The organism is Candidatus Wallbacteria bacterium, from assembly GCA_028687545.1.
Classification (GTDB): Bacteria; Muiribacteriota; JAQTZZ01; order JAQTZZ01; family JAQTZZ01; genus JAQTZZ01.
This window is the reverse complement of sequence record JAQTZZ010000005.1, coordinates 91306-116184: the sequence shown is the minus strand read 5'-3', so window position 1 is coordinate 116184 and position 24879 is coordinate 91306. Positions and strand designations below refer to the sequence as shown.

Sequence of the window (24879 nt, the reverse complement as noted above, 5' to 3'; positions counted from 1 at the left end):
GCTGGTCCTGAAACCAGTCCGTTCAGCCTTATCAAGTCGAGTTTATCAGGAAATCCGGATCAGCCCGGGTAGAATTGCCAGGAGCTTTCTCATCAGCTTCCTGGTGTTATCCGCGTATGTCTGCAGATTTCCGTATGCTTCTCCGCCTGAATCTCCCACCAGGTCGGATACAGCCTTGGCAATCAGGCATTTAACAGAGTTGCGTTGTGCCACCCAGGCGATAGCGCCTGACTCCCAATCGCCTGCCACTGCCCTAAAGCGTTCCTTGAGACTGCCGACTTCAGCAGGGTCCAGGTCGCGGTCCGCGGATACGAGCAGGGTGCTGAGCGCTCCGTCGGGCAGATCTATACCCAGGCCTGAAAGATCGATCTCAGTCGTATAGTGGGTTATGGCTTGCTCCTGGTTTCCCATTCTTTCTACTATGTCATAGACTATGGTGCGTTCAGCGACAATCAGAGTACCCCTTTCCACCTCTCCTTCAAATCCTCCGCAAGTACCCAGAACGATCAGAAAATCAGGCTTCCAGCGGTCGATCAGATACTGGGTCGAGGCAGCGGCAGAGATCTTGCCCCAGCCGCCCTGGAAAAAAATGACAGGCACGATCCTGACTTCACCGCCTGGTTCCCTGGCTGTGACATTTAGATCCATCACGAACCATGCGCCGAAAGGGGATTCCTTGAGCGGGAAGTCCGGCAGCAGCGAGCGGAGCATCTTCCATTCCGTATCTGCGGAAACAATCACGGCATTAACCGGAGTCTGCATAATCAACCTCTTACTTTTTCCTCGCCGGTTCCGGGAGTTCCAGGGCAGTAATCCTGATCAGCTCGCTGATCCATTCCCTGTCTTCAAATCTGTCTTCGATCAGAAAACAGGGTTTTGCACCTGGGTATGGAGGAACCTCGGTCAGATCGCCGATAAAATCCCTTCCGCTTTTGGTCGGCTTGACAAACAGACGATCATCGCAGACCAGGGCTACCATTTTGCCGGAGCAGTAAATCCCGTATTCCCCGAACATCTTTTTACAGGAGACTGCTCCCGCGCCTTCCATTTGCTCAACAATGAATTCGACAAAATCTTTTTCTGACGCCATTTTCTCTCCTCTCCCACGCTGGAAAAGTTTCAGATGATTATCAGAATACAGGATGCATCAAGTTCTGTCATTTATACTGCTTAGAATTTGACTCGATTCCTGTGCTGCTTTAAACATCCGCTAAATCGTGATTCCTCTGCCAATATAAACATACAGGATCAGGACCAGGCTGAGGGCTGTGTAAAGCGGAAATCTGTCGTGTATCAGATACCGGGGAGTCCGGCTCTGGGCTTTGAATTTATGGGCATACCGGGCTCCCATCGCCAGCCAGATCCCCCCACCAAGTGCTGAGGGTATCGCAGATGCCAGCAGAACATTGACTCCTTCTGGTGAGAGCAGAGAAGACAGGCAGATCCCTGCTGCACCTGCAATGTATGATGTCAGAAGCAATCTTTTCGCCAGGATGGAGCGCTCAGGATCTGAACCGAGAAAGCAGTCCAAATCTGTCATTGCCTGCCGATAAGCCGGGAAGTATACATAGTAACCGATGACTGTGAAGGCTAATCTCAAGAGCAATTCTAATCTGAAGCCACTGACAAATGTTGAGATGTCGCCGAAATTAGCGAACGAAAGAGCCAGCATATAGCCTGAGCCGGTTGTTACTCCGAGATAGCCGCACAGCCAGATGAAAAATCTGGTGTTTGGGTCGGGAATATTAAATTTCCTGAAAACAATGATGAAAATCAGGCCTGTGCCGATCGAGATGAGCGGACCGGCTAATGCCACGAACCGATTCCTGAATTCGTTCAAGTCCGTATTCTCATAATTACAATAAGTGGTAGAAAGAAAAATGGATTTCGCTCCCAGCATCAGGGCTGTCCCGCCATGGGCGAAGCCTTCATGCAGAACCCAGGTGAGCAGATAGGCCCAGAGCGCGATGCAGATCACAGGCATCAGTTTTTTCATTTTACAGCATACTCTTTTATCAACTATGTATTGCATTAAGCATAGAGATTAGGAGGATTTCTGTCAAAATCCAGAGGTACTGATACCAACCAGAAGATAAAAGAAATAAGGGAAAGCTGGATACTGAGATTTTACAATCTTTTTACATGATCATCATGAGTGGTTTACAGCAATCTGTTATTATTAGTTTAGAACACTGGGGAGGAAACATGATCAGGACAACCACTCTGCTGCTGGCAGGTGTATTGGCATTGCAGGCCGTGTTCCATCCTGTCCAGGCAGAGACGATCGATAAATTTTCTTCTGTCAAGATACCTGGGGCTCTTACCGGATATGTGGATCTGGTGTACAGACCCACGATTTTCCTCTCGATCCCCAAGCTGACCACAGAGAATTGTCCGGACTATCTCAGCCGGGAGCAAGCACTCCAGGATCTGGAGATGATCAACTGTCTTTTTGATGACGCTTACAGCGGCCGGTTTTACTGGGAAAACCACGGGGTGAATTTCCCGGAGGTTTATAAAAACATCTCAGATTATATCGGAAGTGTGGACCGGGTCTCAGTAGCGGAAATAGAAAAAATCTTGGCAGACGGGTTTTCCGGGATAATCGACGGGCATTTTGCGTTCTGCGGAAACAAAATGCACACTTTTTACAGACATAAGAACGCCTGTTTTTCGGATCTTCTGGTGGAAAAGAAGGGGAACGATTATGTGGTGATTCAATCCGGGGTTTCCGGAGTGATTGCCGGAGATCTTGTCACTGACGCTCAGCGCGGGAAATTTTTATTCCAGACTCTCGCTGCTTCCAGCAGGGAGCAATTCCTGATTGGAACTTTGTCTTATGAGAAGATTGATTCCATCACCATAGGGTTCTCTTCCGGAAATCGGAAACTGTTCCTGCATGACTGCAGAATCAATGAATCGGATAATGGGGGCGAAGTTTTCGCGGTTTCAGAGCGCGAAGGAGTTCCGGTAGTGAGAGTGTCCACTTTCGACTTCGGATATGACCAAAAGCTTACTGAATATGCGGAATACGGAAAGATTCTCAAGGACAAATCCTGCTTTGTGGTCAATCTGCTTTCGAACCAGGGCGGTTCTGATACCTATTCGGAAGAATTCGTGACAAATCTGAACGGATGCGCTCATTTGCGCTTATACTATGCCGCCCTGTCTTCTCCTCCTGTGATGCAATCCTGGGCGAATCTGGACCTCGAAAATTCTCCCGATTATATTCAGGAAATAATCTTAAATGCCAGAAAAGAAGTGGAAACACTGAAAAAAAAGCCGGTTGTGCAATGGGAGGTGGAAGACGACAGCGGACAACAGACCGGAAATTATCAGGGCAAAGCATTGTTTCTGTCCAACCGCAGGAGCGCATCGGCAAGCGAAGATACTCTGTTATATTCCGAGTCGATCCCAAATGCCGTAATCGTGGGCGAAAACTCCGGAGGTGTAGCCACCTTTGGCGAGGTCAGAGAATATGAATTGCCGAATTCCAGGATCAGATTCCTGATCCCCTCTAAAATTCTCCTGACACCGGGATTGGAAGAAGGCGTGGGATATCTGCCCGATTACTGGCTTGATTCCAGTGAACCGGTAAAAGAGGCCGCAGCCTGGCTGAAACATCCGGAATCATATCAGTTTAGGCTGGAGATCCCGGCAGCAGTTGAAGGGATTGATTTCGAGAGATGGGAAGATGCCGATCGAAGCTGCCGTTAAGGTGAGAATGTACGAGCTGCTTGGGGAAGACACGGAAGCATACAGGACTGGAAAATCGGAAAAAATCAATCTGATGTTCGAGTGGACCCAGCCTACGATCCCGGAATTTTCCAGCCTTTTATCTGATCCGCGCCAGCTGAACAGGAATTGACAACGCCGACTTTTCCTGTTAAAATTAATAAAAAGAAAAAGGCGATTCAATGTATACATCTGATCAAAATTCAGGTAATTCCTGGACCAAGGAAGATATTGTCCTCCTGAGAGATCTTATCAAAATGAATACTCCTATTAATGTCATGGGATTGAAGCTCGGCAAAACAGAAGACGCGATTTACAACAAAGCCAATGACATCGGCATTTCCTTGAAGCCTGTAAATTAATCTCAAATTCATTTTTTTCACTCTTTTTCACTTGCCAAGCAGGAAAATCCGGATATGATTGACTGAAGAAAAAAAGGAACCTGGGGGGTTTTGTTGAAAAAAGTTTTAATCGCGATTTTCATGCTGACAGTTGTTTTGAACTTCGAAGTATCAGCGCAGGCTCAGAAGGGGATTCTGGACGATCTGAATCCATGGTCTGTTGACAACAAATTCGCCAAGCTGGAAAAGGAAAGCCCAGTCGCTGCCTCTGAGAAGACCGAGAAAAACTGGGCCATCATGGTTTACGGCTGCCTGGACATCGAAAAGCAGCTCGAATCAGCCCTGCTTACTGAGATCATGGACATCGCCGCTTACGGCAATTGCGGCGGCCAGGTTCATATCATAGCCCAGATCGACTTCATGTCTGAAAAAAAGAAGGAATCCAGACGATATTACATCACCAAAGACAGCCTCAACGTCAGGGCTAAAATGGCCAATCTCAATACAGGTGATCCGAGTAATTTTAAAAATTTCCTGGAATGGGCCATGTCATACCCAGCCAAACACAGGATGCTCTATATCAACGGCCACGGCACAGGCTGGATCTCCGGCAGCGGCCCTGGTTCCATACTTCCGGATCAGAAATCCTTCGGCTATGACCTGAATTCCAAAGACTGCATCACTCTGCTTGAATCCACTTCAGTGCTGGAGCAGGTGCTCAACGGCGGAAAGCTCGACATACTGGCCTTCCGTTCCTGCCTGATGGATCAGGCAGAAACTTCCCTGCAGTTTTCAAGATTCTTCAACTACATGGTAGCCAGCGAAACTTCGCAAGTGGGCGTAGCTCAGGGCATCATCTCAAGCCTGTTCGGGCTGCAGACTCATTTCGACCCTGCTGTACTCGACCTGCTCAGCTCTGCTCCGGCATCCTCGCCTCTTAATGTGGCAAAAGCCATGTATGACAGCGTCCGCAAGACCAACCAGAAAGTCACTGAGATAGCCAAATTCGATTTCCAGATGTCATGCCTCGATCTGAATGAAATCCCCAAGTTAGTGCCTGGCATGAAGAAGATATCCGAGCTGCTCACAGCAGGCCTTGATTCTGCAAACAAGAGCGGAGTGATCGCTGCAGTGACCAGCGCCAGAACCATGAGCCCCAAATTCGGAGGAATCTTCGAAGGCATCTATGAAACCAAACCCGATGATTACGAATATGTAGACCTTGGCTCATTCCTTACTAATCTGACGAAAACCATGGAAGTGCTCCTGCAGAATGACGAAGGAAGGCAGCTGACGGCTCAGGTGAAGGAAGCAGCAGCCTCAGTGATCGAAGCGCTCAATACCGCCACCATAGCCAAAGCCAATCCTTGCACTGACAAGGGTTCCTATGCGGTAGACTTCTTCCTGCTGCCTCCTAAGGAGAAAATGGTGAAACTCTATTCAAAGCTGCTTGAACCAAAATACCAGCAGATCGATTTCTGCCAGGCAACAGGCTGGGATATCTTCCTGCATAAGTATTACGGATTGAACTGAAATCCTGTCTTTAATAATTTAAAGGGCTCCCTCAGGAGCCTTTTTTTATTTTGGTATCACTTCAGAACCGCAATCAAATGGACTTACGAATGCAGTTCTTGTATGCTTTTTTCATGAAAACTGCATTCTGTACTTTTCTGCTGCTGGCAGCTTTCGCTATCGCAGGTGAAAGAGTGATTCTTCAGAATCAGAGGCTGAAAATCAATTTCGATCCAGCCACACTTGCAATCACCACTGGGGAAGGAATTTATAAAATAATCTATTCAGCTCCACAGAGCACTCTGGAAATATCTGCTATCAGCGATAAGTCGCCCAACCATGTTTCTGTCACTTATAAAAACGGCCTGAAAATCGCACTCACAATTCTGGATTCAGACCTGTCCATCGAAATCACAGCCGCAAAAAAAAATAGCTTGACCTTCCCTCTGATTCCTCTGCCCCAGAATTTCCAGGCCCTGATCTGGCCCAACCTGGAAGGAAAATTCATCCCTCTGGAGGACAGGCAGTGGCAGAAATGGCTGTCTGCCAGAAAATGGAACACCATGGACGGTTTGACCATGCCATTCTGGAGTTTGTATAAACAGGACCTGACTTTGACTTATTTCATCTCAAATCGCTTTCATAACAGGCTCTGCTTCAATTTCGGGCCTCAGGAAAACATCTCCTTCACCCATGATTTCCAGCCTGGACAGGGAGATGCCTTTCAGACGATCTTGATTTCTCCCGGACCAGGAAATCCGATTCTTCCTGCCTTGAAATACCGTAAAATGCTCAGCCGTGAAGAACTGGCCACCCTGTCAGAAAAGCAGGTTAAAATCCCGTCAGTCGGACGGCTCAAAGGTGCTCTCCATGCCTGGCTGTCAGGGACAGAACTCCTCTCCTATGATGATGTGTTACCAGGAAAATGGCGGAAATTTGCCATAGAGCTCCTGTCCCAGTCTAAAATTCGAGACCCGAATCCGGGTAAACTGATCTCTTCATTTCTGGAAGATCCTGTGCCTTCCTACCTTAAAAGGATCGCACTTGGAGAACGTCCTTCCAGGGAGATGAAAGTCATTCTCAGTGAATCTCTATCCAATCTTCTTAGGAAAGATGATTTTTATGATCAACGCTCATTCGCTGAAACAGCTTTGTCTATAGAAACCAGAGTCCTGCTGTCAAAAAGAAATCTGAGCGAGCCGGAAATCTTCAGGATGAATTCATTGCTTCTTTATTCGGCATTTCCGGATTGTCTCAGAGAGGTCAGCGACTGGGGTTTTGGAACTTCCAGCCGCATGCTGAACATGCTTCAGAATGCAGGAATCGACCGGGCTGTTCTCCGCGTGTCCAGCCGGGAATTGGTCGCAGTCAGGCCGGAAGTCGTCAAACAATCAGTGCAAATCGGTTATCTCTTTGGTGAATACTGTGCAGACAACATTTCTGAAAACATCCCCTTCAATCATTATTTTCTGGGAAATGCCGCCACAGGTCAGGTTTATGACGATTTTTCCCCTGCCCATCCTGCCACCCAGATGGACGACGCAAGGGAGAAACTCTCACGCCTCTGCCTGATCCGTGATAAATACAAGGCAGTACTCGGCTCAGACGGAGGCTGCTCATACTTCGCTCCTGCAGTGCATTTTATGGAAGGCATGCATAATACCCTCTCTTCAATCGACGATTCCCTGTACTTTGATTGCGACCCGCGATTCCGCCTGCCGCTCAATGAAATCGTTTTTCACGACTGCTTTGAGAGCCTCACTCACCGCGAATGGTCGGGTTCAGACAAAGCCGAGAGTTTTCTCACTCTGACCAGCCTTCTCTATCTCTGCCCTCCGCTGTATCGTCTGGATCCGCTGGAATTCGAAAATCGACAGGAGTCCATAGTCAGGCAGTATGAATTTTTCTCCCCTCTGCATAAAAAATGGGGCTTTTCAGCCATGACAGACTTCAGCTGGCTCACACCTGACAGAATGGTGCAGAAAACCGGATTCGGCGGTCAACTGGAATTGATCGCAAACTTCAGAACAACCCCCTATGTTTACCTCGCCAGTGTAATTCCAGGCAGAAGCATACTGGCAATCCAGCCGGCCGGCGAAACCCTCTTCACTTTTGAATCGCGGAATCGGGCTGAAAATTCATACCCCTGATCCCGTATCATCGAATTCCTTCGAATTGCATAAGTAATGTCTGATGCAATATAATTTACCCATGAAATTCCTGCTTTTCTTATTCCTGTCAATTCTGATTTCCAGTGCAGCCGGAGAAGAAATCAGCTTAAAGAGTGATTCCTGGGAGATAAACTTCGATCCAACCACCCTTCAACTGAAAACCACGGCAGGAAGCGGAATCATGCTGTCTTCGGCTCAACCGGAGCAGGAAATTTCTGAGATTCTTGATCGATCAGCCGGACATGTTTTGATAATTTATAAAAAAGGGATGAAAATCGAACTCAGCCTGTCAGGGCCGGACTTATCCATAGATTTTTCAGCATCCGAAAAATCGGTACTGGATTTCCCATTGATCCCGCTGCCTCAGGCTTTCCAGGCTCTGATCTGGCCGAACTGGGAAGGCAAATTCATTCCGCTCTCTGATCAGCGCTGGCAGAAATGGCTGTCTGATGAGGAGTGGAACATGCTGGATGGCCTGACCATGCCTTTTTTCGGATTGTACAATCCTAAATTTACCCTGACCTTCATTTTTGAAAATCGTTTTCACAACCGGCTGGCCTTCAGTTTCGGTTCATCCAGCTCTCTTTCAACAGGCCATAATTTCAATCCAGCCAGGAATGACAGCCACCAGAAAATCCTGATCTCACTAAGTCCAGGAAATCCGGTTTTTCCGGCATATCGTTATCGGAACCTTCTGATAGGCAACCGGGATTTTTTCCCGCTGTCAAAAAAACTGATCAGAACCCATGCTGTGGAACGCCTGATGGGTGCGATCCATGCCTATGTCTGGGGAACTGAACTGCTCTCCTTCGACGATCTCCCTGGTAAATGGCAGGATTTTGCCAGTGCAATCATTACCCAGTCCAATCATGAAAACACTCCTGGCTATAAACTTTACAAACTGCTGAGCGGGAATTCGCGTGACTGCCTTAAATGGATCACAGAAGGCAAAAGACCAGGCGAAGTGATGAAATCCATGCTGGCTGAGGATATTTCCTCACTGCTCAGGCGGCCGGATTTTTACGATGCCCGGTCCTTTGCAGACCTTGCACTGACCGAGGAAGAATGGGCTCTGATCAGGAAAAGTGAGCTGAATCAGTTCGAGCTGCTCCGCCTGAACTCCATGCTCCTCTGCACGGCATTTCCAGGCTGTTTCAGAAACTTGACCGACTGGGGTTATGGCACATCAGGCAGGATGGTGAAAATGCTGTCAGACGCAGGCATCGACAAAGCCAGGATCTGCGTGCCTGGCTGGGAAATGGTGGATAAGAGGCCTGAAGTCGTTAAACAGGCAGTCGGGATGGGATATCTCTATGGAACCTATGACTCCTACAACAGTATCCATGACCCTGCTCTCTCAGGCACAGACAGCACCTGGCCCACTGCCCAGTTCGACCGGGAACTCTATGAAAAAGGACCGGTTGTCAGAGAAGACGGAAAAAAAGCGCCGGGATTTCAGAAAAAAGGGTATATCCTGAATTCTAAAGCTGCCCGTCCATATCTTGAGAAACGGGTCAGTTCCATTATGCAAAGCACTCCTTTTAATCTTTATTTCATGGACTGCGACGCGTACGGCCAGCTCTATGATGATTATGCCCCGCTTCATTCAGATACGCAGATGGATGACGCAGCTGAGAGACTCCGCCGGATGTGCTGGATCAGCGACAAATTCAACGTTGTGTTAGGGTCTGAAGGAGGCTGTTCATACTTCGCGCCTGCAGTGCATTTTGTGGAAGGCATGCTGACTCCTTCCATCGGTTGGGGTGATGCTGAGATGAAAAACAAGGATTCAAGATATTTCGCAGGAAAATATTATCCGGCTTATGGTCCGGATATTATGCTGCTCAATGTGCCATTGAAAGATGATTATCTTGAATTTCACTATGATCCGGCTTTCCGCCTGCCTCTCAATGAGATCGTCTTCCACGACTGCTTCGTAAGCATGAATCACTGGGGAAGCGGAAGCCTCAAGTTCAGCAATGCAGCCGGCCTGAATTCCCTGACAGAGCTCCTTTATCTCTGCCCGCCGCTGTACCATCTCAATCCAGCCTCATTTGAGAGCTGGAAGGAATATATCATCAGCCAGTATAAATTTTTCTCTCCCCTGCACCGGCGCTTCGGATTCTCGGAGATGACAGATTTTCAGTGGCTGACTTCTGACAGGCTGGTGCAGAAAACAGTGTTCGACGGCCAGCTCGAGCTGATCGCCAATTTCAGCGACGATACTTATGCTTACGGTTCAACCTCTATTCCAGCTAAAAGCATACTGGCTGTCAATCCGATCGCAGGCACAGGGATATTCACACCGGCTGAACACGGGATAAAGTAGCTAACTGAAAGGCAACTCCTTTTCAGCAGCGGGAGCATTGGTTTAAATTCCAAAATTCAATAACCGCGCAGCAGGTGGGGTCCCCTCTCTGCGGGGCCTGCGGAGCGAGACTGGGATGATTGCTGCCAGTCCAGTCTTTGCTGAAAAACAATTTAAATCAAACCAGGTCGACCGCTGTTGAAAAGAAGTTGCCTTTCAGACTTACTTACAGCCGCCGCAGCCTGTGCAGTCTTGCTGGCACTGCTTCACGAACTGCTCTTTTGTGATCGCCACACCGGCTTTGAGCTGTTCAGCGACTTTCTGCAGACTCTGGGTAAAGTACTCATATGGATTGGCAATCGCTTTGGTCTGGCAATCCAGGATTTTTCCATCTGCTCCGATCACCGCAGTAAATGGTATAGCTTTGAAGCCGAATTTTTTGGGCAGTTCCTTGTCCTTGTTGAGGGCGACCGGATAGGTGATCCCGTTCTCCCGGATCACAGTTTCCAGTGTAGTCATGTCCTTCGGGTAATCAAGGCTCAGACCCAGCATCAGCACTTCGCTGGAATGTTCCTGGTAGAATTTCTGGAATTCAGGAAGTTCTCTCTTACAGGGCGGGCACCAGGAAGCGAAAAAATTCAGGACAATCATCTTCTTCCCTATTGTATCCGCGATATTCACTTCCCTGCTGTCCAGGGTTGTGACAGCTATCACCGGCGGATACTGGCCGACCATTGTTTCCATTGTGGCGTTTGATACTTCGCCGGTTCCAGGGGCTGCATGGAGCAGTGAAGTTGCCAGAAACAGGATCATCAATCCAGACTTTACTGAATTCATTTTGAATTCCTCCAACTTGAAATCGAAAAAATTTTATGCCTAAAGCAGTCAGTTTGCAAAATCGTATTTTATTTTTTTACTTTTTTAAGGATTGATGTATCATCCTCTCATGTCCAGTCTTCATGAATACAAATGTCGGAAATGCAGATACAAAGCTCTCGCGATTCCTGACGCTGAAAGCGGATTCTTCGCAGTGACTCAGCTGTCGGTCTGCCGCAACTGCCGGAATATCGTGGACGTCCTTGTAAGCTGCAACCCGGAGCAGCTTGAACCTGGAGAAACTATCGAAGAACCGCTGGCGACGTTTCTCAAAAATTCTCACTGCTGCCCAAGATGCAAATCCAGAGATTATGAAAAATGGGATCCTGAGCTGCGGCTCTGCCCGCGCTGCGGAACAAAAATGGACGTGGACGAAGGGACGAAATGATTCCCTGGAGCAATCCCCTATTTCAATGCTGCAGCTTTGGCGATCCGCTTCGGGATATCAGTATTATCCATATATCCTGTGAACATTTCCGAGCATGGTCCGTCTGCCATCACAGCCACCATGCACGCTGAATGAGAGTATGTGACCCAACCGAGCTTCGCTCTTTCATTCAGGATCTTTGTCACAAACGCGATCCGGCCGGGATCACCCTTTTTCTTGAGCAGGCTCGGATCATTCTTTTTCTGACTGCAGTTTTTCAGCAGTGCTATCTCCGCGCCTGTGAGATCGATTCCGGCATAGGTTCTGAACACTTTCCCGGCATTTCTGCAATCAGGTGCCAGCGCGTTTTCCAGGAATTCGGCAGTGCGGATAGGCTTTTTCAGGACTTCAGGAACAATTTTATAGTCTCCGTTGCTGAGCACCAGACCGCCTGTCTCATGGTCTGCAGTGATCAGTACCAGCGTGTCTCCGTTGATCCTCGCGAAATCAAGGGCGATTCCGACGGCCCTGTCGAACATCAGAAGCTCTGAGACAGCACCGACAGGGTCATTGTCGTGCGCTGCATGGTCGATCCTGCCGCCTTCCACCATCAGGAAAAAGCCTTTGTCTGAGCCGGATAACAGGTTCAGCGCTTTTCCGGTCATGGCGGCAAGGTTTGGCTGGTCCTGTCTGTTCAGTTCAAAATCAAGCTGTGAAGATCCAAAAATACCAAGCATCCTGCCTGATGCGATATTCATTTCAGCAGGAGTCCGGACTACGGAATAACCTTTCTGGGCAGCGAGCTGGAAAAGTTCCAGTCCGTCTTTACGTCTCCCCTTTTTGGAAACAGGCAGGAAAAAGTCAGAGCCTCCGCCCATCAGCACATCCACTCCTGAATTCACAAGCTGCAAGGCGATTGCTTCTTCACTGCTCCTGTTCGGCACATGGGATGCGAACGAGGCAGGCGTGGCATCAGTGATATTGGTGGTTGTGACCAGGCCTGTCTTAGCTCCCTTTTCCATGAAACGCTCCAGGATCGTGGTGATTCTGGTGCGGTCAGGTCTGGTGGAAATCATGCCTGAATTGGTTTTTTCGCCTGTGGCAAGTGCGGTCCCTGCAGCAGCCGAGTCTGTAACGAATGAGTCCAGGCAGTAGTTGGTGGCGAGTCCGGTATCGCTGACTGATTCCATGTTCAGTTTTTGTCCCTTTACATAATGCGCTAGGGAAATCTGGGCTAATCCCATTCCATCACCGATCATCAGGATCACGTTTTTGACATGCTCAGCCGAAAAGGCCTGGAAAGAGAACAGCAAAGCTACGAGCAAAATTCTCAAGGTTTTCTGAGACATCAGGCTTCCTCCATTTGTTATTGAAATGGAGGATAGCATAAACTAAAAAGCTGGTTAAATCAAGGATTCACAGGCAGAAAATACGCATGCAGTCAGATTGACAAATTCATTTTGACGCAGCAGATGAAAATTGTTATTCTTAAGACAAAGTTATGTGAAATATTGCGTAAATTTCGACCTGGTATTTTACACATGCAGTTTAATCTGAAAGAAAGAGAAATCAAGATCAGGGAGTTGCTGATCAGTTACGATCAGAATCCCAGAGATTTCAGAAGAAAAGTACTGTGGTTCTCAATTGCAGGTTATCTTTATTTTTTTCTGCTCCTGCTGACCGCAGCATCATTGTCTGCATTCCTGCTTTACGCTCTCTTAACTTATAAACTCAAAGCCGTTTTCTTTAAAATCTCCATCCCGCTCCTGATCATGATTTATTACATGCTGAAATCCCTCTGGGTAAGTTTCAGCGATCTGCCCGGATTTGAACTTGATCCTGAATTATACAAGCTTTTTTCCCGGGAAATCGATGAGATTTCCGGGAAACTCTGTTGCAAGGAAATCCATAGGATCCTGTTTACCCACGAACTGAACGCCTGCATTATCCAGCGACCTATCCTGGGCTTTTTCGGCATGTACATAAATACTCTTTACATCGGAATCCCTCTTCTGCTGTGCTTTCCACATGATGAGTTCCGGGCTATTCTGGCCCATGAACTTGGCCATATTTCAGAAAAACATGGCCGTACACAGATCTGGATCTACAGGATTCACCACACCTGGGAATGCCTAGCATCTTCGCTCGAGCAATCGGACTGGATGATGAATCTGCTGATCGGAAAGTTCATGAACTGGTACCTGCCTAGATTCAGTCTCTACTCTTTCGTTCTGGCCAGAAAATTCGAAATCAAAGCTGATCAGCTGGCAGCTGAGATTGCCGGATCTGAAGTCAATGCCCATGCTCTAGTCAGGATTTCGCTGCTGCCGCAATTTATCAACGAAGATTTCTACAGTTCCCTCTGGAAGAAAGTCATGCAGCAGAAAACACTTCCTGAATATTATCTGATGTTTCAGGAGAGCATTGGCAGGTTTTCCAATCCTGAGCGGCAGACTAAGTATCTTGAACTCCTGCTTAAAAGTGAAGATCATCTAATTGAAGAGCATCCTCCATTGCAGGACAGGATCAAAGAAATCTCAGCTAAAATCGAACTTCCTAAAATAATTTCTCAAAGCGCTGCCCAGGAATACTTTCAGTCCCGTTTCAGTGATTTTATCTCAGCCTGTAATTATGCCTGGAATGCTGAAAATGGAGCTGCACTGGAACAGAAGATCCGGAAATTCGAAGAACACAGAGTGAGATTCAAGGAACTTCTAGCAAAACCGGCTGCAGAGCTCAGCGCATCTGAAGAATTGTACCAGGTATTGTACAGCAGGGAATTTGAAGGCCTGGAAGCGGCTGAGCGCAGATTGAGAGACTTTTTAACTAAAAACCCTGACCGTACTTTTATCCAGTTTCAGCTCGGCCGGGTGCTGCTCGAAAAAGGAGATTCTCAGGGACTGGAAGTTGTGAAAAAAGCCCTTTTCAGGGATATCAGTCTGTTCAACAATTTCTGGGCTGTTTATCACGATCTTCAAAACCAGGGCAAGCCTGAAGAAGCCAATGAATTTTATAAGTTCCTGCAGGACAATGAAGAGTCTCTTAATAAAGCAAAACATGAAAGAAACTCCTGGCAGCCGGAGGAACAGTTTCTGCCCCATGCTCTGAACCAGAATCTGATTGAAGAGATAGCCGGCCAGATTTCCATTAATTTCCCGGAGATCATCTCGGTTTACCTGGTCAGAAAAGTGCCCAAGTATTTTCCGGACAGCCCGCTTTATCTGATAGCCCTGGTTCCTGAAAGACGCCTGTTCCGACTCGAATCAGACGAAAAAGACGAAGGACTTATCAGTGGAATTTCGGAATGCCTCTTTTTCCCTTATGACAACAGAGTCTTCATGCTGGTTGCACCTGACGGAGCAAAACACCCCTTCCTTGACAGGATAACGAAAACTGAAAATTCCCTGATTTTCGAAAGACCCAAGTAAGTTGAGAGCTTTACCTGTGCTGATGATGTTTTGATCTTGCCCACGAAAACTTGACACTTTGTTTCTTTGAGCATACAAATATTATTAATAATGGTATAATTTTACAAAGCCACAATTACCGAGCAGGGAGGCATTTTGAAAGAATTCAGTTATGTCATCTGGCAGGAGGATAAGTATTATGTTTCCCAATGCCTCAACATAGACGTTTCTTCTTTCGGCGAGACATTCGAAGAGGCTGTAAAAAACCTCAAGGAAGCAGTGCAGCTTTATTTCGACGGTGAAGACGTTACTCCAGAAATGGTGGAAGTGAAGAACATAGTTGTCGGAAAAGGCTTTGTGAATGCCTAAACTGTATTCATCCCGGGAAATCGAGACTGTCCTCAGTAAACTCGGCTATTTGTTTTCAGCTCAGGAAGGCTCACACGGAAAATTCAAAAACAACGATGGTCGGAGCGTCATCCTGCCCATGAATAAAAAAGAAATTCCTACAGGAACTTTTCACAGCATTCTACGCCAGTCCGGCTTGAAACTCGAACAGTTCAAGATGCTTCTCAAAAAATAAGAATCAGTATGGATTTGGGATTTGAACCGGGGCTATACTTTTGACTAAAATACAATTATTTTGGTGAGTTACAATAAAGATCAAATTGAGATCTTACCAGATTAAATTGTTTGGTAAATTGTGGAGGCCGTTTGGGTGCTAATATCGCAGGGATTGACCGGCCCATTATTGATAAGAATATGGCAGGCGACTATTTTTCCGTAATTATAAATTTGATTGTTTTGTTTCTATGGTATTCGGTTATTCCAAGTTTTTTTCAAATTGCAGTACTGTGTTACTACGGTCATTATGATTTGCGCAGGATTCACATTGCTTTAAAAATGTTCGTCACAATTTTATGCCTTGCAAACATTATTTTCATTTTATTCAGGAACAAAAAAATAGGTTTAAGTAAGGCGTCAATTACAATAACTTTTTTTGCTATTTTTGTTTCTCTTTTCTATTTACTCGTCAATTTCATGCTGCTTTCAGGAGGTGGAATTTTAATAAAAAGTCGCTGAAGGATATAAAGAATTGGAGAGAAACCATAAAATCTCTATTTCTGAGACTGATTTTTCTCTTCAGCTATTTTATCCTGTATTATGAATGTACAAAAAAGAGGCAGGGACCTGTGTGGAGATTTTCTGCTTAGGCCAACTGATAAAATGCAAACCAACTATTTCAGAAGAGGCTTTCATCTTCTTTTATTCATTACATATTCTCTTTTTCTGAACTTTTATTCGTTTTTTATTTTACCTAATGTGCGTAATTATCTATTGAAATCCAAAGTTCATTGTTCCGGATTCAATACTTTTTACAGCTTACAGTTCACTGAGTATCTCAGCTTGCTGATAACCTTGTTTACCGTTTTTCATTTTTTCATAAAAGCCAATTACTCTCATAAAACCGGAGTGGCCATACTTCTTGTTTTACTGAATTTATTCAATGTATTTGTAATTTTCCACGGTAGTATGATTATGATTACTCCGATTGAATACATTTTAGGGACGCACTGAAGTGGAGTTCAACCCTGAGGCGGGAGCTTGATTTTTCCTGACCAGCAGGTTATTATGAAAATATGAGGAATTTTACAATGGAATATTGGAAGGATGATGGCTGGTTTGTGGGCAGGCTGACTGAAGTTCCCGGCGTTTTCAGCCAGGGTGAAACCATCGAAGAACTCAAAGAGAACATAGTTGATGCCTATAAGATGATGATTGACAGCGAACCTGTGCCGTCTATGCCTTCCGCTACATCCAAGACAATCGTGGAAATTGCTGGTGGAAACTGAGACCCAGGAAATAAAATTCAACCAGTCGATTTCAGAATGGTTTTTTTCAGAAGGGCCGCTGGCTTTTCTGATCCGCTGCTTCGGAATCCTCCATTTCCTGATCCCGATCCCAAGCATTGTTTTTATCCTGGGAAAACATCCTGATCTTATCTTAGGCTATGCCGCTTTTTTTGCTTTGATGGCCTTTCAGGGTACATTGCTGGTCAGATTCCAGTGGGCAGGACGGTATCTGGCAATTTTCATCGGGCTTTACTCGCTGCTTGTTCTTTGTTTCACTGCGAACTTCGTAAAACTGCCTGATCTGACTGATCTGGGCACCAATCATTTCATGTCCAGGACTGCTGTCGGTTTAGGCTGGTATGGAATTCTGTCGCTTCTGCTGCTTGCCAATCCTGTTGCCGGCAGATTGTTTCTGAATCCGCAGAAAAAAGCCCTGGATAAAATCAATGAGATTAAAAACTGCGGAATCGACGCAGTCAGTGTTCCTAAGTACAAAGCCCAGGTTTTGGAACTGATTGTCTCCTCAATCGGAGCATTGTATCTTGCTTTGAGTATTCTGGCCTTAGCCTGGTTGTATTTTTTGTACGGATGTTCTTACGAAGCATCCATGAATTTTCTGGCCTCCTGTTTCCAGCATAAAGGCGGTACAGTCAGAAAACTGGAATTATACCGCGATTCCAGAAAATTGAAACTCGGAATGACTACCTCTGAAGTCATGTCCCTGATAGGCAAACCTGATCAGATCTGGCCTGACCGCCTGGGTGAAGAAATGGAGGAAGTCTGGGGTTATCCATGCTACAGGCGCGGAATCAAATGTCATTTCCTGCAAAGCGATAAACGTCTGCATAAAATCGACATCGAATGGGATAATCAGACTACCGGAAAATATGACAAACTGGAGGATGAGAGCTGGCGCCTGAGATACAAGTATGATTCGACAGTCAATGCGATCTGGGAGAGAAATCTTCCTGACGACCCACTTGTAAGGCTGAGACTTTGCAGATACCTGACAGACCGCACCTGCGGCCTGCTTTCCGCTTCTCCGAAAACTGAGGAAGTGATGTATGCAGTGCGGACAGCGATCAGTGAAAGTATGAATCCATCTGCCACGATTGAAGCACTCACTGATAAAGTTGTTTCAGAACTGCTGCGTGAACTGCCTGGAGCAAAAGAAATCGATTTCAGGAATTTACCAAGAGCCGGTAACTGAATTGAAAATATTGGATTGAAATTAATACTTCCTGTGCGAAAGCCCGATCACCTGCTCATAAACCGCGGCCAGGAGACAAAGCGAATACGGCAGGCTGAGCAGCAGGAAAAAATCAGATTTCAACATCGGCAGATGGATTAACAGAATAAGAAAAGACAAAAAAGTGAATTTCCAGAAGCTGTGACTGATTATTTCCCGCGAGGCTCTGGCTGCGTCTTTGGATTTCATCCCTTTCTCCAGGACTAAAAGTGGAGAAAGCTGATAAACAATCAAAAAATACAATCCGGGTAACACCACAATCACAAGACCTAAAACAAAATAAAAAATAATTGAAATGCAATTCAAGCAGAATGGAAAAAGATAATGCCTGATCCTCAGAATATCCTTAACTTCAGGATTTTCTCCTCTTAATTTCCTAAAGCAGCAGATAAGATATCCTCCAGCCAGTAATAAAATAAAGGGGACCCGAAAAAGCCAGGTCTGGTTACCGGAATTCAATAAAATATGCATGCCAAGTGAGGTGTTCTGATACTGAATCTGCAGGATCAAGATTGCAAGCAGCCAGATAAAAATTAAACCGACAGGAAGTGTGGAAAGAAAAATCCGGGCAGCCTTTTTCAGGGCTGCTTTAAGGGAGAAATCATAATCAGTGAATTTTAACGGATCAACCTTTGAGTTTTCCTGAAAAAGGCAGGCCCCTTTGCCGCGCAAGGCTTCCGGAATCAGCGGAATCCCGTCTGCAGGACAATATTGGATTCCAGGCTGGTAAAAATTCCCGCATTTGGGGCAGCTGGGCTGCATTTTCAGCGGTTCCACCAGGATCGAACCATCGCCGGCACAGCGGGTCTGATTAGCAGGATATTTTTTCCGGCAGAATGGGCAGATTTTGGATGTTTCGTCAGGCGGCGGTGCAAGCTGAGGGTCAGCCTGAATTTCGCTTTTCTGCTGCGCGGAAGCGTTGGAATTCCTGGAATCAGGATCTTTTTCGCTGGAAAAATTATTGATCATTTCCAAAACACCGCCTAAAAACGGCTTGCTGTCCTGGGCACGGATCGCTTCAGCCAGCTCGTGAGCTCCGGCATAACGATCCGCAGGTTCTTTGGCCAGGCATTTCAGGACTATTTTGCACAACGCTGGGGAAAGATTAGGATTATATTTCCGCGGGTCAAGCGGCGGCTCCATGGTCACCTGTTTTACAACTGCAGCGAAATCTTCTTCCTCCACAACTTTATGCAGTGTAAGAAGTTCGTAATAAATCAATCCCAGGCCATAAAGGTCAGTGAGACAGGAAACTTTACTCCTTTTACCCATGAACTGTTCAGGCGCCATGTAATTGAGTGTGCCTACCATCTGATCCACTTGAGTCAGGGCTGTGTCCAGCTCTTTTTTGGCTAAGCCGAAATCCACCAGCTTGGCCTGGCCTCCTCCGTCGATCAGGATATTGGAAGGTTTGATGTCGCGGTGGATGATTCCCAGTTTATGAACCTCTGCCAAAGCTTCGGCAAGGCTGATAATCAAACGGTTGACTTCTTTGAGATAGGACTGGTCAAGCAGCGGGTTGGTATTGGGGTCGCGCAGAAAATAGGGCTGATTAGGGTCAACAGGCCTGAGATATCCGTTTTCCAGCAGCTCTTCCAGCTGGTATTTTCCGCTGGCAATCATTCTGGATTTACTGAGAAACGAATCCAGGGAAGCCCCTGCCACATACTCCATCACAAAATAGGGATAACCATTGTGCTCGCCATAGGCGTATATCTGAATTATGCCGGGATGTCTGCATTGGGCCAGTGATTTGGCTTCCCGGATGAAACGGGTTCTGCTTTCATCACTCTCAGCCACTGAGTTCATGATCTTGATGGCTACCGGCCGGTCCAGATTATCATCATTGGCTTTATAAACCATGCCCATTCCGCCTTCACCGATTTTATCGATGACCCGGCAGCCGGACAGCATAATGTCTTTTTCCAGCTTAACCATTGAGCCGAATATCTGAGCAAAAAGTAGGATTGTTTAGAATATCGATCGCCATGTTTATGATTTTACAAAAAATCCAGCCTGTTGACAAATATTATTAAACAGGCCAGCATAAATTAGATTAATTCAAATCATGCAGTAAAATTGAAAGAAAGGTGATTTCATGGCCGAATTATTATCATCTTCTTGCTTCAAACTCTGCCTCTGCCTGTTCCTTCTCTGTCTGAAAGGCACTCTCTATGCTGAATCCACCGGGGAGATCAGGAACAGGGAAATCGTGACCAGCGAGATCGAGACCAGGGTGGACAATTCGCTGCTGCACTTCTACGACAAAGTCAGCGGGGGCAGGCGGCTCGTCAAGCAGGCTAAGGCTGTGCTCGTCTTCCCCAGGGTCTACAAAGTGGGAGTGGCTTTCGGCCTGGAATATGGCGAGGGTGCGATGCGGGTCGACGGCAAGACCATTGACTATTACAGCATGTCCACAGCCTCTTTTGGATTCCAGCTGGGAGCTGAGAAAAAAACCGTGATCCTGCTTTTCATGCAGGAAGACATTTTCAAAAAGATCAGGTCAGGGAACAAATGGAGGGCAGGACTGGATGCTTCGATCACAGTGGCAGGCACAGGGGACGGCGGACCAGTCAACACCGACAAGGTCAGTCCTCAGATCCTGGCTTATGTGATCGGCCGCAGAGGCCTGATGTACAGCCTGTCGCTTGAAGGCACCAGATTCACTAAAATGGAATTCCCTGAGAAAAAGCCATGATCTCCCTTTTAATTTTCATGATGCTCTTCTGCTTCCAGTCAATACCGGCGCAGGCTGAATCCGCTACTGAAACCAACGAACGCGCTGACCTCATGCTTGCGGATTTCCACCATCATGTCACCAATGGGGACGAGCTGGTAAAAAAAGCCAAGGCAGTGCTGGTGCTGCCCCGTGTATACAGGATCGGGCTGATGTCAGGGAATGAGCATGGCGAAGGAGTGCTGCGGATCAACGGAAAAACCGAGGATTATTATCTGCTTGACCTTTTGAGCAACCAATTGGCAGCCCAGCGGAAAAGCATCATCCTGCTCTTCATGCAGGACAGTTCCCTTGCGAAATTCCGCTCCAGGCCCACCTGGAAAATCACGGAAGAAGCAGCGCTTGGAATGCCGAAGACTGGGAAGCAGGGATTCCTGGACATCCGGAAACTTGAAGACCCTGTGATTGGATTCGTGATCGGCCGCAAGGGTTTGATTTACGATCTTTCACTTGCCGGAGCGGTATTCACCAGAATGAAGTTCGAGAAAGAGATACATGCAGAAGAAACTGCTGAGATAAGTTCCGGAACTTCAGAAACTACATCTGAACTCAGCCCTTAGACCTCAGTCCTTCTTCGCCTTCTTAAGTTCAGCGACCTCTTCCCTGAGCCGTTTCAGTTCTTCCAGAATCATCCTCTCTGTGACATCTTCGCGGGCTTCGCTTTCTATATACTCTTCCTGAAAATCCTTATACTCAGCTTCCACAAACTTGGATGCCAGCAAGGCTGTGAAAATCCCGAAAATCACCATGCCTGCGATCATCAGGAATCCGGCCAGGATCTTGCCGCTTGCAGTCAGAGGGAAATAGTTCCCGTAACCTCCGCCGGCGACGATGGTGTTGAAAGCCCACCAGAGCGCATCTCCCGCATTTTTCACATTCGCTTCAGGCGTAGTCTCGATGTTGAGAATAGTAATCGAAGAGGAAATGAGGAGCGCAAACCAGATCACAGTTATGGAAGCAAAGATCGACCGCTTGCGGTTGGTGAAATAGTAATGAAAAATGACATGCGTGGAACGTACGGCTCTCAGGATTCGCAGGACCCGGATAACCCTGGCAATCCGGCCTACCCGCAGGTAATGGATATTGGGAATGCTGGAAATAAGGTCAATCCAGCCCCACTTCAGGTATTCCATTTTGTCCCTTGCCCTGAACAGATGCCAGAAGAAATCACCAATAAAGACAAAACAGATCAGGGTGTCTATATCCCAGAGCAGATCTACAGTCTCCGGGGAAAGGGTGCAGGCTGTTTCCACAAGAATCGCAAGCAGCACATAAATGGAAAGTAACAGGATCACTATCTGCCAGGGTCCAGGGACCGGCATCTCAGAATAAACGATTTTTTCCCTGTTCACTTCCCCCCCTTCCTGCAGGCTGTATCCTGAAATATCTGAGATTTCCTCCCAGTCCGGGATGCAGCCGTCTGCAGCGGTCTCTGTAGCCCAGCATCACGTTCCTGAGCCTGGGATAGCAGACCTGGCTGCAGATGTCCTCTTCATTGTTCGTGCAGAGTATGAATCTCCTGTTTCCCGGATCGCTCAGGTTGAGTTCCAGTACGGCCTGACCGGTGCTCCCTGAACCTGCAAAAAAGTCCAGCACGATTGCATCCTTCTTGCCTGTACAATTACCGATTTCCAGGATTTTTTTCAGAAACTCCACTGGTTTTTTCCCATTACGGAATTCCACTCCACCTTCCTGGCCGACTCTGTTGAATTCGGAAACAAAGTCGAAAAAATTGGGGCAGGGGAATTCTTTTACAGACTCGCCGCTTTGAGGTACACCCTGAAGATAGTTCCCGTTTTTCCGGTCTGTAGGGGTGAGAAAGTACCTGCATCCCATTCCATCGTCTCCGATTCCTTCCACCCTGTAAAGATACCCGCCAGGCTTTCCGGCAAGGTATTTCATGTAAAAGCGGCCGCTGGAATTTCCTTCCTTGAGCGTGCCGCGGATATTGATCTTCTTGAGCATGCCTGCTCCAGGGTCTCCTTTAACCAGTTCAAATTCCCCTGGGCCGAATACTGCCGTTTTTTTTCCCCCGAATCGGACAAGCTGCGGATTGTCCTTCAGTTCCCTGATCTTGTACCTGTAATCATCCATTCTGGCGGATTCCCGTCTCTTCCATGGTTTGAACCCGCGCTTCCTGTAAAGCAGCAGGTATTCCACAACTTCGTGGAAAGCCTTGTCGCTCTTGAGGAATCTCTTCTCATGCCTGACCTTGACTGAGACAGTGGTAAGATAATTCCGCTCTCCGAAAATCTCGTCGCACAAAAGCTTCAGATGGGCGAACTCATCTTCATTGATGGAAATGAAGATGGCACCTTCGTCGGCTAGAAGATCCCTTGCCGGAATCAGCCTTTTCCGCATGAATGAAATCCAGCGCCCGTGCCTGTCTCCATCGCCGGATCGGAAATTGTCCAGATAGCGGAAATCAGTGCGTCCGGTATTGTAAGGAGGATCGATGTAAATCAGGTCGATTTTGCCGCGAAAATCCCGATTCAGCAGGTGCAGGGCCTCAAGGTTCTCGCCTTCGATCAGCAAGTTTTCCGGCTGCCCGGGGGTGGTCACAATTGAAAGATCGCAGGCTTCGGATAACTCAGGCAACCCGGAAAAATCCTCACTTTCCGTCCCGGTTTCAGACAGACTGCATTCCCTCTCGAGAATTTCGATTCGCTTGATCAGCGCCCGCCTGTTCCAGCTTGTATATTTTCCGGATTCCTTGCTCACTTGTCAGTCAGTTTCACTCCAAAAAGTTCTTTTAAGATGTCGCAGGTTATTTCACGCGCCTTTGTGCCCCTGGCATCGTCAGGAGCGGAAATATTCGCTGCGAACAGGTAATCACTGGTTTTAAGTTTCAGATGCCCCACAAACCAGCCCAGAGTCCACTTGTCGTTCACAAAAGCAGATCCTGTCTTTCCGGAGAATTCCAGATTCTTCTCCTGTTCCTGAACCATGATTTTTCTGACAGTTTCCATGCTCCGCTGTTCGAACGGCAGTTTATCGCGGTACAATCTCTTGAGAAAAATCACCTGCTCGATGGCTGAAACCTTGAGAGTGCTGTTCAGCCAGAAAGTATCTATCCCTCCTGAAATATCGCAGTTTCCATATCCGACACCATTGAGGTATTTCTGCATCTTCAGCGGGCCGACCCTGCGGGAGTTCTCCTGGAAATACCAGACCACTGAATCGCGGAACGCGCTCTGCAGGGTCTGCTCTTTCTCCCAGCTCCCATAAGGCTGCTTTGTTCCATCCCATTTGAAGAGAGTGTTTTCATCATTGAGAATCCCGGCATCCAGTCCTGCCAGGCTGTTAAACACTTTAAATGTGGAGCAGGGAGAAAATCTGGTTTCGCATCTGTGATAATTATAAAAAGTGTATTGTCCGGATTTCATGTCATAAAGCACGAAACAGCCATCGTAACCCTTGAAATACTTCCCGAGCTGCTCCTCTGCGCGGGTATGAAATCCTTTTGTGACCACACCTTCCCAGAGAGGGCGTTCACTGCTGCCGACCCTTAGTTCTACTTTCACATTGCGTCTGGTAGCCTTGGTATAGGAATGATCGCGGGCGTCAGTGACCGTGAATTCCATCTCCAGATTCCCGCTGCTCGCCGGGATAGTGGTTTTCCAGACTGCGATTTCGGCAGTATTGTCTTCTGACACGAGTTTGTATTCGCAGATGCCGTGTTCGTGGTCGACAGTCAACAGATACGGTTTATCCTCCAGGCCTTCCCTCAGGCCATAAACGAGATTCGACGACTGAATCATCGCAGGTTTTCCCATGAACGGCAGAAAAGTATTGATCTCGCGGCCGATCAGGAAGATATCGCCTGTTTTAGGATCTCTGTAACAATCCTCATCCGAATAATCCACTACATTATGCACTGGCCGGAATTTCTTTTTGTCATTGTCATAGGACATGAATTCGCCTTCCCACTTGCCGATAAAGGGAAGAAAATCCGGATGCAGCGAAACTCTCTCACACTGGAAAGTCCCTGGTTTCTGGTTGAAATCCCTGGAACAGTCCACTACTTCCCCGGCCAAAACCACGGTTGCGACCAACGCCATGATTACGATCAATTTTCCAGCCATTGCGGGGCTCCCGACAAATCCAACCACTTTCATCCAAACCTCCGTAATATTTTCCGACAGACATGTCATTCACAGAAATTAACCTGGATTGGTATAAAATTCTATCAGATTTGTTCAGACTATTAAATAGAGCCATGAATCAGCAGTACCCATAGCAGTATGATGAAAAAGTCCAATTAGTGGTAACTGTGGTCATCACCCGCCCCTTGACAAGCCTATCCTGCTGTCATAAAATCCC

At 47.1% G+C, this 24879-nt stretch carries 23 protein-coding genes; 14 read left to right on the top strand and 9 right to left on the bottom strand.

Going from position 1 to position 24879, the window contains the following annotated elements:
* Positions 1–45: 45 nt before the first annotated feature.
* The 3 genes from PHW04_03830 to PHW04_03820 form a co-directional block, all read right to left on the bottom strand.
* A complete protein-coding gene (locus PHW04_03830; GenBank protein ID MDD2715010.1) occupies positions 46–762 on the bottom strand; it encodes a 5'-methylthioadenosine/S-adenosylhomocysteine nucleosidase in 717 nt (238 codons plus the stop codon).
* A 10-nt stretch (positions 763–772) separates the two neighbouring features.
* Positions 773–1090 (bottom strand): TfoX/Sxy family protein, encoded by a 318-nt coding sequence (locus tag PHW04_03825; protein ID MDD2715009.1) that lies wholly within the window; start codon positions 1088–1090, stop codon positions 773–775.
* Positions 1091–1210: 120 nt separating this feature from the next.
* The gene (locus PHW04_03820) at positions 1211–1996 is read right to left on the bottom strand and encodes a hypothetical protein (GenBank protein MDD2715008.1); all 786 of its coding nucleotides are present in this window, start codon (positions 1994–1996) and stop codon (positions 1211–1213) included.
* Between the two features lie 209 nt (positions 1997–2205).
* Here PHW04_03820 and PHW04_03815 point away from each other — a divergent pair, with 209 nt between their 5' ends.
* The 5 genes from PHW04_03815 to PHW04_03795 all read left to right on the top strand — a co-directional run bounded on the left by PHW04_03815 (position 2206) and on the right by PHW04_03795 (position 10088).
* Positions 2206–3717 (top strand): S41 family peptidase, encoded by a 1512-nt coding sequence (locus PHW04_03815; protein ID MDD2715007.1) that lies wholly within the window; start codon positions 2206–2208, stop codon positions 3715–3717.
* On the top strand, positions 3695–3868 hold the full coding sequence (locus tag PHW04_03810; GenBank protein MDD2715006.1) for a hypothetical protein: 174 nt from the start codon (positions 3695–3697) through the stop codon (positions 3866–3868). The genes PHW04_03815 and PHW04_03810 overlap by 23 nt, the downstream gene beginning before the upstream one ends.
* 322 nt (positions 3869–4190) lie before the next feature.
* A complete protein-coding gene (locus tag PHW04_03805) occupies positions 4191–5609 on the top strand; it encodes a clostripain-related cysteine peptidase (GenBank protein MDD2715005.1) in 1419 nt (472 codons plus the stop codon).
* A gap of 113 nt (positions 5610–5722) precedes the next feature.
* Entirely contained in the window at positions 5723–7738 is a 2016-nt protein-coding gene (locus PHW04_03800) for a glycoside hydrolase (GenBank protein ID MDD2715004.1), read from the top strand.
* 61 nt (positions 7739–7799) lie between these two features.
* Positions 7800–10088: a glycoside hydrolase gene (locus PHW04_03795; GenBank protein MDD2715003.1), complete on the top strand. Its 2289-nt coding sequence runs from the start codon at positions 7800–7802 to the stop codon at positions 10086–10088.
* 201 nt (positions 10089–10289) lie between these two features.
* Here PHW04_03795 and PHW04_03790 read toward each other — a convergent pair whose 3' ends face one another.
* Complete coding sequence (locus tag PHW04_03790) at positions 10290–10904, bottom strand: TlpA disulfide reductase family protein (GenBank protein ID MDD2715002.1); 615 nt, start codon at positions 10902–10904, stop codon at positions 10290–10292.
* A gap of 109 nt (positions 10905–11013) precedes the next feature.
* Here PHW04_03790 and PHW04_03785 point away from each other — a divergent pair, with 109 nt between their 5' ends.
* Positions 11014–11331, top strand: coding sequence for a hypothetical protein (locus PHW04_03785; protein MDD2715001.1), 318 nt, complete (start codon positions 11014–11016; stop codon positions 11329–11331).
* A gap of 17 nt (positions 11332–11348) precedes the next feature.
* Here PHW04_03785 and PHW04_03780 read toward each other — a convergent pair whose 3' ends face one another.
* Positions 11349–12659, bottom strand: coding sequence for an alkaline phosphatase (locus PHW04_03780; GenBank protein ID MDD2715000.1), 1311 nt, complete (start codon positions 12657–12659; stop codon positions 11349–11351).
* 192 nt (positions 12660–12851) lie between these two features.
* Here PHW04_03780 and PHW04_03775 point away from each other — a divergent pair, with 192 nt between their 5' ends.
* The 6 genes from PHW04_03775 to PHW04_03750 all read left to right on the top strand — a co-directional run bounded on the left by PHW04_03775 (position 12852) and on the right by PHW04_03750 (position 17780).
* A complete protein-coding gene (locus PHW04_03775; protein MDD2714999.1) occupies positions 12852–14738 on the top strand; it encodes a M48 family metallopeptidase in 1887 nt (628 codons plus the stop codon).
* A 135-nt stretch (positions 14739–14873) separates the two neighbouring features.
* Positions 14874–15086: a type II toxin-antitoxin system HicB family antitoxin gene (locus tag PHW04_03770; protein MDD2714998.1), complete on the top strand. Its 213-nt coding sequence runs from the start codon at positions 14874–14876 to the stop codon at positions 15084–15086.
* The gene (locus tag PHW04_03765; GenBank protein MDD2714997.1) at positions 15079–15300 is read left to right on the top strand and encodes a type II toxin-antitoxin system HicA family toxin; all 222 of its coding nucleotides are present in this window, start codon (positions 15079–15081) and stop codon (positions 15298–15300) included. Before PHW04_03770 ends, PHW04_03765 begins: the two co-directional genes overlap by 8 nt.
* Before the next feature lie 131 nt (positions 15301–15431).
* Complete coding sequence (locus PHW04_03760; protein ID MDD2714996.1) at positions 15432–15800, top strand: hypothetical protein; 369 nt, start codon at positions 15432–15434, stop codon at positions 15798–15800.
* A gap of 557 nt (positions 15801–16357) precedes the next feature.
* On the top strand, positions 16358–16570 hold the full coding sequence (locus PHW04_03755; GenBank protein ID MDD2714995.1) for a type II toxin-antitoxin system HicB family antitoxin: 213 nt from the start codon (positions 16358–16360) through the stop codon (positions 16568–16570).
* A complete protein-coding gene (locus PHW04_03750) occupies positions 16560–17780 on the top strand; it encodes a hypothetical protein (GenBank protein MDD2714994.1) in 1221 nt (406 codons plus the stop codon). The genes PHW04_03755 and PHW04_03750 overlap by 11 nt, the downstream gene beginning before the upstream one ends.
* Before the next feature lie 21 nt (positions 17781–17801).
* On the opposite strand, the gene PHW04_03745 is transcribed toward PHW04_03750, so the two are convergent.
* The gene (locus PHW04_03745; protein ID MDD2714993.1) at positions 17802–19757 is read right to left on the bottom strand and encodes a serine/threonine-protein kinase; all 1956 of its coding nucleotides are present in this window, start codon (positions 19755–19757) and stop codon (positions 17802–17804) included.
* A gap of 160 nt (positions 19758–19917) precedes the next feature.
* Here PHW04_03745 and PHW04_03740 point away from each other — a divergent pair, with 160 nt between their 5' ends.
* Complete coding sequence (locus PHW04_03740) at positions 19918–20517, top strand: lipid-binding SYLF domain-containing protein (protein MDD2714992.1); 600 nt, start codon at positions 19918–19920, stop codon at positions 20515–20517.
* Positions 20514–21116 carry a hypothetical protein gene (locus PHW04_03735; protein ID MDD2714991.1) on the top strand — a complete coding sequence of 201 codons (603 nt, stop codon included), beginning with the start codon at positions 20514–20516 and terminating at the stop codon, positions 21114–21116. The genes PHW04_03740 and PHW04_03735 overlap by 4 nt, the downstream gene beginning before the upstream one ends.
* Positions 21117–21119: 3 nt before the next feature.
* On the opposite strand, the gene PHW04_03730 is transcribed toward PHW04_03735, so the two are convergent.
* From PHW04_03730 to blaOXA, 3 genes are read right to left on the bottom strand one after another with little or no spacing between them, the layout of a single operon-like run.
* Entirely contained in the window at positions 21120–21908 is a 789-nt protein-coding gene (locus PHW04_03730) for an ion transporter (protein MDD2714990.1), read from the bottom strand.
* Positions 21880–23277: a site-specific DNA-methyltransferase gene (locus tag PHW04_03725; GenBank protein ID MDD2714989.1), complete on the bottom strand. Its 1398-nt coding sequence runs from the start codon at positions 23275–23277 to the stop codon at positions 21880–21882. The genes PHW04_03730 and PHW04_03725 overlap by 29 nt, the downstream gene beginning before the upstream one ends.
* Positions 23274–24674: a class D beta-lactamase gene (gene blaOXA / locus PHW04_03720; GenBank protein MDD2714988.1), complete on the bottom strand. Its 1401-nt coding sequence runs from the start codon at positions 24672–24674 to the stop codon at positions 23274–23276. The genes PHW04_03725 and blaOXA overlap by 4 nt, the downstream gene beginning before the upstream one ends.
* Between the last annotated feature and the right edge of the window lie 205 nt (positions 24675–24879).